This is a genomic window from Paenibacillus apiarius (genome assembly GCF_017052585.1).
GTDB classification, from domain to species: domain Bacteria; phylum Bacillota; class Bacilli; order Paenibacillales; family Paenibacillaceae; genus Paenibacillus_B; species Paenibacillus_B apiarius.
The window spans coordinates 1,444,928-1,458,274 of sequence record NZ_JAFFHZ010000001.1; the positions used below are offsets into that span (position 1 = coordinate 1,444,928).

Consider the following 13,347-nt stretch of genomic DNA (forward strand, 5'->3'; position numbering starts at 1 on the left):
CATCCCCCTGTCAAGCAGACAGATGAAGAAAGCTTAATCAATATATTCGTTTAGCTTTTGCATATTTCGTATCGTAATTTCCCGGGTGCCTTTGATTTCAATAATACCCAGCCGTTCAAACTTGCTGAATTTGCGGCTGATGGTTTCCCGCGTAACTCCCACATAGTTGGCCATTTCTTCGCGTGAAAGAGGGAGTTCAACCTTTATCCTTCCCTGCGCTCCCTGCGCCGGTTTGCCATATTTATTCCCGAGTTCCAAGATCATATAGGCAATACGTATTTCAGGGTCCTTTGTAGCCAAACTTTGGGCCAGGTTTTCCGTGTGCGCCAATCTTTTCGTAACCGTTTTGAGCAGCTTCAACGAAATATCCGGGTTGCTTCGGACAAGATGCTCCATATCATCTTTGGTAAACATGCAAATGTCGGTCTTTTTCAGCGCATATGCGCTAAAATTACTCAATTCATCACTGTTGAAGATATTCAACTCGCCAAAAAAATCTCCATTGGACAGGATATGCAAGATTTGCTCTTTTCCTTGAGGCGTCATTTTCAGCAGTTTGACATGGCCTTGCTTAATTATGAATAAGGTATCCGAAGGTTGTTCCTCCAGAATCAGCGCTTCGCCTTTCTCATACTTTCTGTGTCTAATCATCGCGCTGACTTTAGCCAAATCCTCATCAGAAAGAGAAGCGAAAATGGGTACTTTGCGGGTGCATGGCTCCTCGGCGTATTGGCAGGAATTTTCTGTCATCGTATCCACTCCATTCACTCTATCTGCTCCATGTACAGTCTGAACGCATGACCGCACAACGTTTCAGTGCCGTTAGCCTTCAATAGGCGCAAATTGGGTCTTGTCTTCACCGCACACCGGACAAACCCAATCCTCGGGAAGATCCTCAAAGGCTGTGCCGGGTAAAATATCTTCATCAGGATCGCCGATGCTCGGATCGTAAATATACCCGCAAGGCTGACATATATATTTTTTCATAGTATTCTCTCCTTGTCATTAACTTATAGTGCGTATTCAAAAAGGCCGGCTTTCAGCACCTATGGTTGGGATTATTGCAATCTTCTTGTGACTTCGTTCATGACTTCCTCTATGCCGCAGATTGCAAAGTCTAATCCATCAAGATTAAGGCTTTGTTCAATAGCGGCTTTATACGGTAAGGAAGCGGCAACGTTCTCGAATACAATAGCTCCGCACAGGGAGTTGTCTTTCATAAAAATCCGTTTATAACGCTCTTGTGCCGAGTCGGTTATGCTATTGTCGCATTGCTGTTCTTCCACCAGGCCGATGGAGAATAAGGGGGTGTCAAAGGTGTTGGACAAGGTCATTGGAACCGGCCGTTGGTAAATCGCTTTGTGGTTGGCCATATTGGCCCCGGCCACTTTCCCCTGCTCGATGGCACATCCCCACAGGCCGTCCACCTTGCCTTGGAATTCGGCGCAGTCCCCCGCGGCATAAATATCAATGTTGTTTGTTTGCATTTGCTCGTTGACGATAATGCCCGTCCCGGCTTCCAGGCCTGCCTCGCGGGCAAGCGCAATGTTCGGAATCACTCCGATTGAATAGACGACATGCTCACAGGCAAGAGTCGAGCCGTCTTCAAGCTCTATACCTTCTGCGCGGCTTGTGCCAATAATGCTTTTGACACCTTGCCCAAGTCTCACCTCTGCTCCGAATTCAACAGCTTTGTTCATCAACATTGCCGAGGATTGGGCATCCAACTGCCGGGGCATAAGCCGTGATCCGGCCTCAATAATAGTGACAGGATATCCGGTCTGAATAAGCGACCAGGCGGTTTCCAATCCCTGAATGCCGCCCCCGATGACACAGATCCGATCCCCCATCCGCAAAGCGGCCTTGAACTTGTCCGCATCATCCCTGTCCCGAATGTTATGCACGTTTGATAAAGAAGCGCCTTGGAGACTCAGCTTGCGATTTGTGGCTCCTGTACACAGCAGAAGCTTATGATACGCAATCGTCTGGCCGTCAGCGGTCATAACTGATTTTTTTCCCGTATCAATGGAAGCGATTCGGGTACTGTCATGTACGGCAATTCCGTTATCGCGGAACCATTTTTCTTTCTTGATCAATACTTTTTCACTGTGCAAGTCTGTAAACAAGCCTTTGGAAAGCTTCACCCTGTTGTACGGAAGGGCCGGCTCCTCCCCAAAAATGGATATTTGCGTTTCGTCATCATGATCTCTGATTGCTTTGGCTGCATGTACGGAGGCAACTCCGCTGCCAACAATAACATAATGGTTGTTCTCGGCCATACTTATCTTCCTTTCTATAGTCTGATCTCGTTAAACCGCGCTAAGCAGCAGGTCTGTGATGAATTCGGCAGCATTTCTGATTTTTTTGATTTTTTCTTCTTCTTTTGGCGAGAAGCGCACACGTACAGGGAATTCCACATGCGTCATTCCGGTTGTCTTGATTACGTGCGAGGTGCTTAGCACGGTCATATTCGTCTGATTCAAATAATCCTGAACGACTTCAATGGCTTCGCCGCTCCAACCGTAAGAGCCGAAGGCTGCTGCAAGCTTCCCTTCCAGGTTCATCTCTTGCAGCTTCTGCAAAAGGGTCTCCAATGTACCGGTCATGTCCGCATATTTCGTCGAGCTGCCGATCAAGACGGCGTCTGCAGCCCCGATGCTGCTTAATATTTCAGTCTCGTCAGCCTTGTCCACGTCCCACAGATCCACGCTGATATTGTTTTCAAGAAAACATTCTCTCAGGATATTGGCCATTTTTTTGGTGTTATTTTTAAGCGTTGCATATACAATCGTTACTTTCTTGTTGTCCTTTGTTTCGGTGCTGAACTCATCATACAAGCTGATGTACTTGGCAATGTCACGCCGAAGTATATAGCCATGGGAAGGGGCAATGATTTCGATCTCCAAATCCCGGATGGCTTCCATCAGTGTCCGGACATATCTTCTGTGCGGATGGATAATTGCCTGGTAATATCCGATGAAATCGGCGGTGATATCATATCCCGCTTCATCCGCAAAGGGATGCTCCACGGCTACATGAGTGCTGAAAATATCGCATGGGAACAATATTTTATCCTCGATACAGTAAGTAATCATTGTTTCTTCCGTATGCAGATATGGAGTTTCTTTGAAGAGAAGCGTCTTGCCTCCAATATCAAGCTGGTCGCCATCTTTGACCACAAGATAATTGCGGTGCTGAAGCTTGTACATTTGTTGAATTTCCGGCACAGCGATTTCCGTGCAGACAATCGTGGCATTGGTTGCCTTGGAAGCCAGCGCCGCCAGACCGCCTGAGTGATCGGGTTCGGTATGGTTAATAACAATATATTGGATATCCAGCGGATCTATCATTTCGGCTATTTTTTCGGCGTACTCTCTTCCGAACTCCATATCTACCGTATCAATCACGGTTGGTTTGCCGGTTTTGAGCAAATATGAATTATAGGTCGTACCTTTTGTTAACGTAAGACGATGAAAGGGAACCTCGCGACTATCAATCTTTCCCACCCAGTAAATATCTTTGGACAGCTTACATTCCGTTAGCATTAGAATAACCTCCTGCGGATCATTTGTTCATTTGTAACGACACCCTGATTTTATGCCTATTTGCAGGGGAAAAAGAGGATTGAAATCAAATTTTCGAAAATAAAAAAATGGTTCCGAAGCCGGATTGCGATTTATGTGACTGGAATCACAAATTGTAAGGAGCAGTCCAATATAATAGAAGTAAATTCAATCATTCAGCAGAGAAGAACAGGCGGTGTACATATGAATCAAGCAACTGTTGCACAAGAGTTTACGTTTGACGATATGAAAAAAATTTCAAGAACAAAATTGGGGCACACTGTTCCGATGGAGCTGTACAGAGCAGTTCGTTTAATTGGAATGTATCAAGGGCTTCCCATGAAAGGGAAGGGAACTACAGTTACGATTGGCAGAAAAATCGGCGAAAGCTTACCCGTTCATTCGTTAGAGGAGTTGCTGGATGTATTCCGTGAATTAAAAATAGGAGATCCTCAAATTGTTCATGAGGAAGAGCACAAAATTCATGTTGCTGTGAAAGACTGTTTTTGTGAAGGGTTACCTGAAATGGAGGGCAATATGGTGTGTGATCTGGAAGGAGCGATCATGGAGGGGGCGATGAACAAAATTAAAAATAAGAGGGTTTTTGTCAAGGAAATAAAATGCAATGTTAACGGAGACGACTGCTGCGAATATGAAATTCGTTTTTAAGTGAAAAGCGGCCTTTTTGAACATGGACTTTAAGTGAACATTAATTACCTAACAGGAGAGTGATATCTAATGCAAAAGAATAACCTTGCCCAGTTTCAAGAATATCAGGAGAACAAATTTACGAAACGCATTATTCACAAGGAAGCGGAAAATGTAATTTTCATTTTGAATTTTAGTCCGGGAGCCGAGCTGCCGACACATAATCATCCGGGCGCCAACGTGTATATTCTGGTGCTTGACGGAAAGGGGACCGTAACCAGCAATGGGGCGGAAACAGCAGTAGTAGAAGGGGATATCATTCATATCACTGGAGACGAGAGTTTCTCTTATCGCAACGGTGCAGACACCGTTTCCAGCCTTTATGTGGTATTAACGAAAACGCCCAACGAGCGTTACGCCCAAAATATCTGACAGTTGCTTCCAAGCGTGAGTTATAGGCCTGAGACATGTACTGGAAGCCCTGATCCGAATCGAGCAAGGCTTCCGAGACGTCTCTTTTTCGCACCCGGATAATACCATTTGAAAAGTTAAATGAGCTTTTTCAGATCTTCGATGTTATCTTTCTCCGCCTCATCCTTCACGTCATCCACGATACCTCTTGTCGAGTTGCGGAATTCACGCAGGGTATCCCCGAAGGCGCGGCCAAGCTGGGGCAGCTTCGCCGGCCCAAATATGACAAGGGCGATGAGCAGGATAATAATCAAACCCGATACGCCAATATTGTTCAACATATGAGCTTCCTCCATTCGTTAACTGTTGGTAGGCAAGGCCGTCAGCCTGCGATAGTACAAGCTCGATATGACGGCACTGCATTCAAACAAGATGATTAACGGCATCTCGAACGCGACGCCAAGCGAAAATACGACGTTGAACATGAACGTTAAGCACCGGTCGATCCCATACGTCTCCATTGCGCCGATGCTCTGGTTCATTTTCATCAAAAAGTGGATCATCATCAGAAATACGACGAAATAGCTGAATGAAATACATGAGCACCTGATTGAAATCGGCTAGTAACGGCTGCTCTTCCGGAGTAGCAGCATCCGGCTGTTCCTCCGGTTTCGTCAGCGTATTATTAAGGATGTTGAGGACTGCTCCTATAATTCCGCCGCCGACGACTCCCCCGAGCGCCGCACCGGACACTTTCAAGAAATTGCGCCGGGAGCTGCTTCGAGGCTGGTTTTCTTTATATTCTGGCACAATGATCCTCCTCGTCTTTCATCCATTTCTTCTCTTTCATGCTGGTAAACTTACTATTTCCGCCCTATCCGAATCTATGCACAAAAAAAGCAGAGCCTCTGCCCCGCCTCATGCCAGCATCTATTTGTCCGCGAATCGAAGCTAATTCACTTCTTCGCCGCCAGCCAATCGGTAAGCGACTTGATCTCATCTTCACTCAGTATGCCTTTGAATGCCGTCATCCCGTTGCCGCCGTTGTGGATAATATTCGAAATTTCTTCCGGCGTCCTTTTTGCCCCTACCTTCTGCAAATTGGGTCCTGCCTGTCCGCTTAAATCGGCAGCATGACAAGCGAGGCAATTCTGCTTGTATACCGCTTCGGCATTTGCAGTAGTCGTGGCTTCTCCTTGCGTCTCTCCTTGCGTTGTTCCTGGCGTTTGACCTTGATTTTCTTTTTGTGCCTGTTCCTTATCCGTGTTGGTCTTTGATCCGCATGCGGTTAGTCCAAGGAGCAGAACGACTGCCAGCAGCATCATTGTAACTTTCTTCATTATTTGCACCTCTAATCATCCTAGGAATAGCGTTAGGTTATCCGAAAGAATTGCCGTTCATTCTTGATAAAGAAACAGAAACGCCATTTTAAATTGTGTGCAATTAAATTGACCACAAGTAAATAGTGTGATATAAATGAAATAGAAATGAAATAGAAATGAACGACTCCAAAATACATGGAGCATGTGAATGCAAAGGAGAGAATAATGATGACAACAGTATATGATTTCTCAGTCAAGACGCCGAGCGGTGACATGAAATCCTTGCGCGACTACGAAGGACAGGTCATTCTGATCGTCAATACGGCAAGCAAATGCGGCTTTACGCCCCAATTCGCAGAGCTGCAGCAATTGTACGATACCTATAAAGAGCGCGGTTTGGTCATTCTCGGATTTCCATGTGATCAGTTCAATAAGCAGGAGTTCGACGATATTGGTGAAACAATGGAATTTTGCCAATTGAACTACGGTGTCACCTTCCCGATGTTTGCCAAAGTGGACGTGAAAGGTCCGGATGCGGAGCCGCTCTTTACGCATTTGATCTCGGAGAAAAAAGGACTGCTCGGCAGCGATGTCAAATGGAACTTCACCAAGTTCCTGATGGACCGTTCCGGTCAGGTCGTAAAGCGCTATGCGCCTCAGACGAATCCCGCCAAAATGGAAGAGGAAATAATAGCCTTGCTGTAAGGCGCAATTAAGGAGCTGCTTACGATGTCAACACAGCATGGAGCTCACGAAGCAAACGATAACGATAACCTGCTGAAGCTGGATAATCAATTATGCTTCGCCGTTTATGCCGCGTCGCGGGAAATGACGAAGCTGTACCGTCCGCTGCTGGAGCGGCTGGAAATCACCTATCCGCAATATTTAACTCTGCTGGCGCTATGGGAGCGGGATGGAATGACGGTCAAGTCGCTGGGCGCCCGCCTGTATCTCGATTCCGGCACATTGACGCCGATGCTGAAACGCATGGAGCAGCAAGGGTTGCTTGAACGCAGGCGCGATCCAGAGGACGAGCGCAAAGTCGTGATTACGCTCACGGACAAAGGCTGGGCCATGAAGGACGAGGCGAGGTGCATCCCTCAGCAATTGGCAGGGCAGGTGTGCAAGCTGACCGATGCTCCCGACAAGCTGCTGCAGGAGCTTCATTCCCTTCTGGCGCTGCTGCGGCACGCGAATGAGGGCGCTGATGAATAAGACGTTGACTTCCGGGAATGATGTCATATAATTAAAGTTGTTTATAACGTTTGATCAATCATTGCATGTACAATCCGATATCGTCATTATGCCGATGATGAGCATCCAACTCAGAGGCGTTCTCGTCAAGGCATCGGCATTCCGATGCTCCTAAGTTAACCGGCACCGCCCGTTACCGCGGAACCAAGAGGATCCATCGCGCCTATGCGCGTGGATCAAGTTGGGTGGCACCGCGAGCTTGCGCTCCTCGTCCCAATCGGATGAGGGGCGCTTTCTGTTTATTTACGGATATGCGAACGGTAAAGGAGACGAGGAACGATGTTGGACATCAAATGGATACGAATGAATGCGGATAAGGTGCAGCGGGCGGCCCGGCTCAAAGGGATGGCTTTCAATGTGCAGGAGCTTCTAGCTTGGGATGCGAAGCGCAGAGACCTGCTGCAGAATACGGAAGCGATGCGGCAGGAGCGCAATAAGGCTTCGGGGCAAATCGCTGCGCATATGCGCGCAGGAGAAAAGGAGCCAGCCGAACGGTTAAAGGAGCAGGTCCGGCAGTTGAACGAAGAGCTTGGCCGAGCGGAGCAGGAATTGGACGAAGCTGAACGGCAGTACCGCCATCTCTTGCTGCTCGTGCCGAATCTGCCCGCGGATGATTCACCTGTCGGCGTCTCGGATGCGGACAATATCGAAGTGCGGCGGGTCGGAGCGGCCCGCGCGTTCGACTTCCCCCTGCTCGATCATGTGGAATTAGGCGAACGGCTCGACCTGTTCGATATCCCCCGCGGCGTGAAGGTAGGCGGCGCACGGAGCTATTATTTGAAAAATGCCGGGCTCCTGCTGCATCGCGCCGTGCAGCAATTCGCGATCGACATGCTGACGGATCGCGGCTTCACCATCATGGATGTGCCGCTCATGGTGCGCCGGGACGCCCTCATCGGCACGGGCTTCTTCCCGCTCGGTGAAGACCAATGTTACGCCATCCCGGAGGAGCAGCTATGGCTTGTCGGCACTTCGGAGGTAAGCCTTGTCTCTTATTATGGCGACGAGATCGTCGATATGAGCAAGCCGATACGGCTCGCTGGCGCGTCGCCCTGCTTCCGGCGCGAGGTCGGCTCGGCCGGGCGGGACGTGCGCGGCTTATACCGCGTGCATCAATTCGCCAAGGTGGAGCAGGTCATTCTCGCGCCGAACGATGCTGCGGTGTCGAACCGTCTGTTGGAAGAGATGGTCGGCCATGCCGAGAGCATCCTGGAGGCGCTGGAGCTGCCTTACCGCGTCGTGGCGGTCTGCACGGGCGACATGTCGCAGAAGACGTTCAAGCAGTACGACATCGAGACATGGATGCCTAGCCGCGGGGCTTATGGCGAGACTCACTCGGCGTCGAACCTGCACGACTTCCAGGCGCGGCGCATGAACATCCGCTACCGCGACGCGGAGGGCCAGCTGCAATATTGCCACACCTTGAACAATACGGCGGTCGCTACACCGCGCATCCTCATTCCGCTGCTGGAGAACCATCAGCAGGCGGATGGCTCGATCCGCATTCCCGAGGCGCTTCGCCCTTATATGCGCGGCTTGGCAGAGATCCGGCCGTAAGAGACGCTATATACGGCAACATGACAGATGCCCGCCCGCTACCCTGTCCTCATCTGACAAGGGTAGCGGGCGGGCATCTGGTTAATAGCCGAATGTCGCCTAATCGGAGACGAGTTCCTATGTGTTATTGGAAAATGGACAGTTGAAGGTTCCATTTGAGCGGCCAACCGGCATTTTAACTGGATGAAATGTGCATCCATCCTTAGGCACGCACCGCTTCCGGCCGTCAGTATCCGGAACGCTTGTTGCGTCTGCCGATCGCGCCCGCCAGGAGGAAGCCTGTGACGACGAGCAGAATGCCGATGCTGTCAACGCCGACATCGATGGCGTGACCCGTCCGGCCGGGGACAAAGCTCTGGTGCCACTCGTCCGACATCGCATAGAGCAAGGTGAACAACGCCCCGAGCACGATAGCGCCTGCCCGTTTCAGATACAGCGCCAAACCTAATTGAATCGCTAAAAAAGCAAGAATCGCATACTCTGTAACATGGGCCGCCTTACGGATGAAAAATTCCACAAAATCATAGGGTTTCGTCCAGGTGACAAGCCCGCCGTCATAATAGAACTCGACCTGCGGAAGCCAACGCGCCACCATATCCATTGGCAGCCATGCCGCTAGCGTAGGCCGGAGATCCTGATGCGTGTAGGGCTCCGACGATTTATAGAAAATAACCCCCATCCAGAGCAGCGTCAACACGAACCACCAAATGGCCCGTTTATTGCGCAAATTCATTATTTGCAGACCTCCCTCATGCCTTGCCGTCTGGCTGTTCTCCGTCTGTTCTTTTCTCGCCAGGTATCGCTATAATCGCATCCGCATGAGAGCGCAGCGATTTCGTCACTTCGAACTTGCCCAGCTGCGCAGTGGTGCCATCCACGCCGACTTTGCCGTAGGTGACAACATCCTGAACCGGGAACGAATGGTTGAAGTAGACCGCCTTCTCTTCTTGTTCCGGCTTATTGCCAATCTCTTCGATGAATTTATCGGAGGCAGTGCCCCTGCGTCCTTGCCACATCACTTCGGCCAAGCCGTCGCCATTGATAACGACATAGCTCATGATGTCTTTGACGCTGTAATAATAGCGCAGCGCCTCCCCTTCAGGGAACTGAATGCTAACCGCAAATCCTTCCGCGCGCGGCAGCAGCTCCCGGTTCGGATGTACGGTTGGCAGACGAAGTGCTTCCTTGCGCGCATCCTCCAAGCTTCCGGTTCGAATGACCTCATCCCGCTTTACACGTTCCGGCGTGCGGATGACGGCCGTCTTCTTCGCCTCGTTCCATACCACTTTGCCTCCCAAGGCTTCGCTGATGAAACGCAGCGGCACATACGTGTGGCCATCGATAAGGCGCACCGGCGCGTCCAAGTTTACTTGTTTCCCGTTAACCAAAGCGTGCGCTTCGTTAGCCACCAGCTTGACCGTCCTCGTTTTGTCGGGAGGATACACCCATACCGTCTTGCTCTTCGCATCCCAATTATACGTGATATCCTGTTTATCTTTTTTGTCCTGCTCGTCAAAGTAGCTGTAATCGTCGAATGCAAAGAGAGGAACCATAATGTGGTTTTCTTCCCATTTCCATTCCGAAATATCGAACCCGTTCAAGTACACCTTCATATCGCTCTTCGACGGGGCCGCTTGCGCTGAGTGTGCCGCTGTTCCGGCGAATCCGAGCCACAAGGACAGACAAAGCGCGGCGGCTAGCCATTTTCTCATCTCACTTCTGCTCCTCTCTTACGTGGATATCCATTTGTCTTGAAGCTTCTTATTCTCTTCTTTAAATGCTTCTCTCTTTTATAGACCGAACCCTTCTTGCAAATGTTGCAAATTTCGACGCATTCCGTCCCAAGCGTAAAAAACATCCCCCGCAGCGATGAATATCGCCCGAGGGATGCTCCACAGGTCTGACGTTATGGGATAATCGAAGCGATAAATGAGCCATGGGAAAGTAAGATTGCAATAAAACCCCATTGGGGTGTTCCACAGGTGCCCCTCCTTTCTGCAAGAAACAGTAAATAATAAATTATTATCTTAATAAAACATTTTCAATGGTTTTTTTGCAAAACGAGAAAAATAAAAGCCCCGTAACGGCCGCGGCACATTACGAGACTTCGCAAAACTATGCATAAACTTCATGTGACGTATTAGAGCTTCACCCGCTGCAGCCGCAGCGCATTCAGCACGACAGACACCGAGCTGAGCGCCATCGCCGCGCCCGCAATCCATGGAGCCAGCAAGCCGAGCGCCGCGATTGGGATGCCGATCGAATTGTAGGCAAGCGCCCAGAATAAGTTCTGGCGAATGTTGCTCATCGTCTTGCGGCTCATATAAATCGCATCCGGGATGCTGTTCAGGTCGCCGCGCATCAGCGTCACATCAGCCGCTTCCATCGCGACGTCGGTTCCGGTGCCGATGGCCATTCCGATATCCGCCATCGCCAGCGCCGGCGCGTCATTGATGCCATCGCCGACCATCGCAACTTTCTTGCCTCGCGCCTGCAGCTTCTTCACCTCTGCCGCCTTGCCTTCCGGCAGCACTTCGGCCAATACATGCTCGATGCCGGCTTGGGCCGCAATTGCCTGAGCCGTGCGTTCATTGTCCCCGGTAATCATGATGACTTCGATGCCCATTTGCTTCAAGCGCGCAACTGCCGTTTTCGAAGTATTCTTAATCGTATCGGCAACGGCGACGATGCCCTCATATTGGCGATCGACCGCGATCAGCATGGCCGTCTTGCCGTCTTGCTCGAGTCTGGCCATGCGTTCGAACGCATGCTGGGCCTGCACATCATATTTGCCCATCAGCTTGCGTGTACCGGCAAGCACCTCCTTGCCTTCCACGACAGCGCGGATTCCATACCCCGGTATCGCTTCAAATTCATCCGCTGCCGTCAGGGCGATTCCTTGCGCTATAATTCCGTTCACAATCGCTTCGGCCAGCGGATGCTCGGAATCTTTCTCGGCAGACCCGACCAAGCGCAGAAATGCTGCTTCATCGATGCCCTCAGCAACGACATCCGTCAATTCCGGCTTGCCCTTCGTAATCGTGCCCGTCTTGTCGAGTATGATGGCTTCGATTTTGTGCGTCGATTCGAGATGTTCGCCGCCCTTGAACAAAATGCCCAACTCGGCAGCGCGGCCCGATCCGGCCATAATCGAAGTCGGCGTAGCCAAGCCGAGGGCGCACGGACATGCGATGACCAGAACGGCAATCGAGATTTCAAGCGCACCCGCGAAGTTGCCCGGATCTACCGCGAAATACCATACGAAGAATGACACGATCGCGATGCCGACCACAATCGGAACGAAGATGCCGGAGATGACGTCGGCAACCCGTTGAATCGGGGCTTTCGAGCCTTGCGCTTCCTCCACGACTTTGATGATTTGCGCCAAGGCGGTGTCTCTGCCGACCTTGGTCGCGCGAATTTTCAATCTGCCGTTTTTGTTAATCGTTGCGCCGATGACAGGGTCCCCGGCATTTTTATCGACGGGAATGCTTTCTCCCGTCAACATCGATTCGTCGACGGACGATGTGCCTTCCAGCACCTCTCCATCCACCGGGATTTTTTCGCCCGGCTTCACCAGCACGACATCTCCGGCAAGGACTTCCTCCACCGGAATGGTCAGCTCCTGTCCGTCGCGGACGACGAGAGCCGTCTTGGCCTGCAATCCCATCAGCTTCTTAATCGCCTCGGAGGTGCGGCCTTTAGCAAGCGATTCGAACAGTTTACCCAGAATGACAAGTGTAATGAGCACGGCGCTTGTCTCGTAATACATCTCTGGACCATGATGCCCGTTGGCGCCTTGCAGGGCCCATTGGACGGTCAAATAGAGGCTGTAAAAATAAGCAGCAGACGTTCCCAGCGCAACCAACACGTCCATGTTGGCGCTCTTGTTGCTGAGCGCCTTGTATGCGCCGACATAAAATTGCTTCCCGATATAGAATTGTACCGGCGTGGCCAACGCCAGCTGGAACCACGGATTCATGAACAATTCAGGCAGCCATATCCATGACGTGAAGGAAAAGTGGCTGACCATCGCCCACAGAAGCGGGAAGGACAGAATGGCAGATGCAATCAGCTTGCGCTTTTGGCGTGTCACTTCCCGCTTGCGGCGCTCCGCCGGATCCCCCTGCTCCCGCTTCGGCACGGCCGTATAACCGAGCTTCTCCACCCGCTCTTGCATATCTTGAACCGACAAGTCCGCCGGATTGTATTCCACATGAGCCGTTTCCATTGCAAAATTGACAGTGGCTGAAGCTACGCCCGGGATTTTGTTGAGCGTCTTCTCGATTCGAGTTGCGCAGGCCGCACAAGTCATCCCGCCAAGCTGGAAGTCGACTGTATCCTTCACGGTGCCGTAGCCCAGCTTCTGAATCGCTTCCTCCATCCTCCCCGTGCCGGTCTTGTCTGGATCATACGTGACGGTCGCACGTTCCATGGCGAAGTTCACATTCGCTTCCGCAACACCCTCGAGTTTGCTTAGCCCTTTCTCAATCCGATTTGCGCAAGCGGCACAGGTCATGCCTGAAATTTGTAAAGAGGTTTGCTTTGTCGCCTTACCCGTTGCGTCCATATCCTAACACCTCACCTGCTTC

The 13,347-nt window shown here is 50.8% G+C and carries 15 protein-coding genes and 1 pseudogene; 5 read left to right on the plus strand and 11 right to left on the minus strand.

What is annotated here, in order from left to right; translation table 11 throughout:
- Nucleotides 1-33 precede the first annotated feature (33 nt).
- From JSQ80_RS06585 to JSQ80_RS06600, 4 genes are all read right to left on the minus strand, one after another.
- Nucleotides 34-750, minus strand: coding sequence for a Crp/Fnr family transcriptional regulator (locus JSQ80_RS06585; RefSeq protein ID WP_019423514.1), 717 nt, complete (start codon nt 748-750; stop codon nt 34-36).
- Between the two features lie 72 nt (nt 751-822).
- The gene (rd, locus tag JSQ80_RS06590) at nt 823-987 is read right to left on the minus strand and encodes a rubredoxin (RefSeq protein ID WP_087431985.1); all 165 of its coding nucleotides are present in this window, start codon (nt 985-987) and stop codon (nt 823-825) included.
- A 71-nt stretch (nt 988-1,058) separates the two neighbouring features.
- Complete coding sequence (locus JSQ80_RS06595) at nt 1,059-2,279, minus strand: NAD(P)/FAD-dependent oxidoreductase (protein ID WP_206094787.1); 1,221 nt, start codon at nt 2,277-2,279, stop codon at nt 1,059-1,061.
- Nucleotides 2,280-2,309: 30 nt separating this feature from the next.
- A complete protein-coding gene (locus JSQ80_RS06600) occupies nt 2,310-3,545 on the minus strand; it encodes an FprA family A-type flavoprotein (protein WP_206094788.1) in 1,236 nt (411 codons plus the stop codon).
- Nucleotides 3,546-3,767: 222 nt separating this feature from the next.
- Here JSQ80_RS06600 and JSQ80_RS06605 point away from each other — a divergent pair, with 222 nt between their 5' ends.
- Together JSQ80_RS06605 and JSQ80_RS06610 are read left to right on the plus strand one after the other, a co-directional pair.
- Nucleotides 3,768-4,232, plus strand: coding sequence for a V4R domain-containing protein (locus tag JSQ80_RS06605; RefSeq protein WP_206094789.1), 465 nt, complete (start codon nt 3,768-3,770; stop codon nt 4,230-4,232).
- A 69-nt stretch (nt 4,233-4,301) separates the two neighbouring features.
- Nucleotides 4,302-4,643: a cupin domain-containing protein gene (locus tag JSQ80_RS06610; protein ID WP_206094790.1), complete on the plus strand. Its 342-nt coding sequence runs from the start codon at nt 4,302-4,304 to the stop codon at nt 4,641-4,643.
- A gap of 116 nt (nt 4,644-4,759) precedes the next feature.
- On the opposite strand, the gene tatA is transcribed toward JSQ80_RS06610, so the two are convergent.
- The 4 genes and pseudogenes from tatA to JSQ80_RS06630 all read right to left on the minus strand — a co-directional run bounded on the left by tatA (nt 4,760) and on the right by JSQ80_RS06630 (nt 5,962).
- Nucleotides 4,760-4,963, minus strand: coding sequence for a twin-arginine translocase TatA/TatE family subunit (tatA, locus tag JSQ80_RS06615; protein ID WP_087431980.1), 204 nt, complete (start codon nt 4,961-4,963; stop codon nt 4,760-4,762).
- An 18-nt stretch (nt 4,964-4,981) separates the two neighbouring features.
- Nucleotides 4,982-5,188: a twin-arginine translocase subunit TatC gene (locus JSQ80_RS06620; RefSeq protein WP_336245708.1), complete on the minus strand. Its 207-nt coding sequence runs from the start codon at nt 5,186-5,188 to the stop codon at nt 4,982-4,984.
- 172 nt (nt 5,189-5,360) lie between these two features.
- A pseudogene (locus tag JSQ80_RS29705) lies at nt 5,361-5,432 on the minus strand (twin-arginine translocation signal domain-containing protein); the annotation flags it as partial.
- Between the two features lie 146 nt (nt 5,433-5,578).
- Entirely contained in the window at nt 5,579-5,962 is a 384-nt protein-coding gene (locus tag JSQ80_RS06630; RefSeq protein WP_087431979.1) for a c-type cytochrome, read from the minus strand.
- Nucleotides 5,963-6,172: 210 nt separating this feature from the next.
- Here JSQ80_RS06630 and JSQ80_RS06635 point away from each other — a divergent pair, with 210 nt between their 5' ends.
- The 3 genes from JSQ80_RS06635 (at nt 6,173) to serS (ending at nt 8,755) form a co-directional block, all read left to right on the plus strand.
- Nucleotides 6,173-6,649: a glutathione peroxidase gene (locus JSQ80_RS06635; RefSeq protein ID WP_206097499.1), complete on the plus strand. Its 477-nt coding sequence runs from the start codon at nt 6,173-6,175 to the stop codon at nt 6,647-6,649.
- 24 nt (nt 6,650-6,673) lie between these two features.
- Nucleotides 6,674-7,159: a MarR family winged helix-turn-helix transcriptional regulator gene (locus JSQ80_RS06640; protein ID WP_087431977.1), complete on the plus strand. Its 486-nt coding sequence runs from the start codon at nt 6,674-6,676 to the stop codon at nt 7,157-7,159.
- Nucleotides 7,160-7,477: 318 nt separating this feature from the next.
- Nucleotides 7,478-8,755, plus strand: a complete 1,278-nt coding sequence (gene serS, locus JSQ80_RS06645) for a serine--tRNA ligase (RefSeq protein ID WP_206094791.1) — start codon at nt 7,478-7,480, stop codon at nt 8,753-8,755.
- 226 nt (nt 8,756-8,981) lie between these two features.
- On the opposite strand, the gene JSQ80_RS06650 is transcribed toward serS, so the two are convergent.
- From JSQ80_RS06650 to JSQ80_RS06660, 3 genes are all read right to left on the minus strand, one after another.
- On the minus strand, nt 8,982-9,488 hold the full coding sequence (locus JSQ80_RS06650) for a VanZ family protein (protein ID WP_206094792.1): 507 nt from the start codon (nt 9,486-9,488) through the stop codon (nt 8,982-8,984).
- 16 nt (nt 9,489-9,504) lie between these two features.
- Complete coding sequence (locus JSQ80_RS06655) at nt 9,505-10,467, minus strand: copper amine oxidase N-terminal domain-containing protein (RefSeq protein WP_206094793.1); 963 nt, start codon at nt 10,465-10,467, stop codon at nt 9,505-9,507.
- A gap of 428 nt (nt 10,468-10,895) precedes the next feature.
- A complete protein-coding gene (locus tag JSQ80_RS06660) occupies nt 10,896-13,325 on the minus strand; it encodes a heavy metal translocating P-type ATPase (RefSeq protein WP_206094794.1) in 2,430 nt (809 codons plus the stop codon).
- Between the last annotated feature and the right edge of the window lie 22 nt (nt 13,326-13,347).

What these genes read in the sequence shown, in the direction of transcription:
- JSQ80_RS06585 (WP_019423514.1), bottom strand. Translation starts at nt 750, where the DNA reads ATGACAGAAAATTCCTGCCAATACGCCGAGGAGCCATGCACCCGCAAA.
- rd (WP_087431985.1), bottom strand. Translation starts at nt 987, where the DNA reads ATGAAAAAATATATATGTCAGCCTTGCGGGTATATTTACGATCCGAGC.
- JSQ80_RS06595 (WP_206094787.1), bottom strand. Translation starts at nt 2,279, where the DNA reads ATGGCCGAGAACAACCATTATGTTATTGTTGGCAGCGGAGTTGCCTCC.
- JSQ80_RS06600 (WP_206094788.1), bottom strand. Translation starts at nt 3,545, where the DNA reads ATGCTAACGGAATGTAAGCTGTCCAAAGATATTTACTGGGTGGGAAAG.
- JSQ80_RS06605 (WP_206094789.1), top strand. Translation starts at nt 3,768, where the DNA reads ATGAATCAAGCAACTGTTGCACAAGAGTTTACGTTTGACGATATGAAA.
- JSQ80_RS06610 (WP_206094790.1), top strand. Translation starts at nt 4,302, where the DNA reads ATGCAAAAGAATAACCTTGCCCAGTTTCAAGAATATCAGGAGAACAAA.
- tatA (WP_087431980.1), bottom strand. Translation starts at nt 4,963, where the DNA reads ATGTTGAACAATATTGGCGTATCGGGTTTGATTATTATCCTGCTCATC.
- JSQ80_RS06620 (WP_336245708.1), bottom strand. Translation starts at nt 5,188, where the DNA reads ATGATGATCCACTTTTTGATGAAAATGAACCAGAGCATCGGCGCAATG.
- JSQ80_RS06630 (WP_087431979.1), bottom strand. Translation starts at nt 5,962, where the DNA reads ATGAAGAAAGTTACAATGATGCTGCTGGCAGTCGTTCTGCTCCTTGGA.
- JSQ80_RS06635 (WP_206097499.1), top strand. Translation starts at nt 6,173, where the DNA reads ATGACAACAGTATATGATTTCTCAGTCAAGACGCCGAGCGGTGACATG.
- JSQ80_RS06640 (WP_087431977.1), top strand. Translation starts at nt 6,674, where the DNA reads ATGTCAACACAGCATGGAGCTCACGAAGCAAACGATAACGATAACCTG.
- serS (WP_206094791.1), top strand. Translation starts at nt 7,478, where the DNA reads ATGTTGGACATCAAATGGATACGAATGAATGCGGATAAGGTGCAGCGG.
- JSQ80_RS06650 (WP_206094792.1), bottom strand. Translation starts at nt 9,488, where the DNA reads ATGAATTTGCGCAATAAACGGGCCATTTGGTGGTTCGTGTTGACGCTG.
- JSQ80_RS06655 (WP_206094793.1), bottom strand. Translation starts at nt 10,467, where the DNA reads ATGAGAAAATGGCTAGCCGCCGCGCTTTGTCTGTCCTTGTGGCTCGGA.
- JSQ80_RS06660 (WP_206094794.1), bottom strand. Translation starts at nt 13,325, where the DNA reads ATGGACGCAACGGGTAAGGCGACAAAGCAAACCTCTTTACAAATTTCA.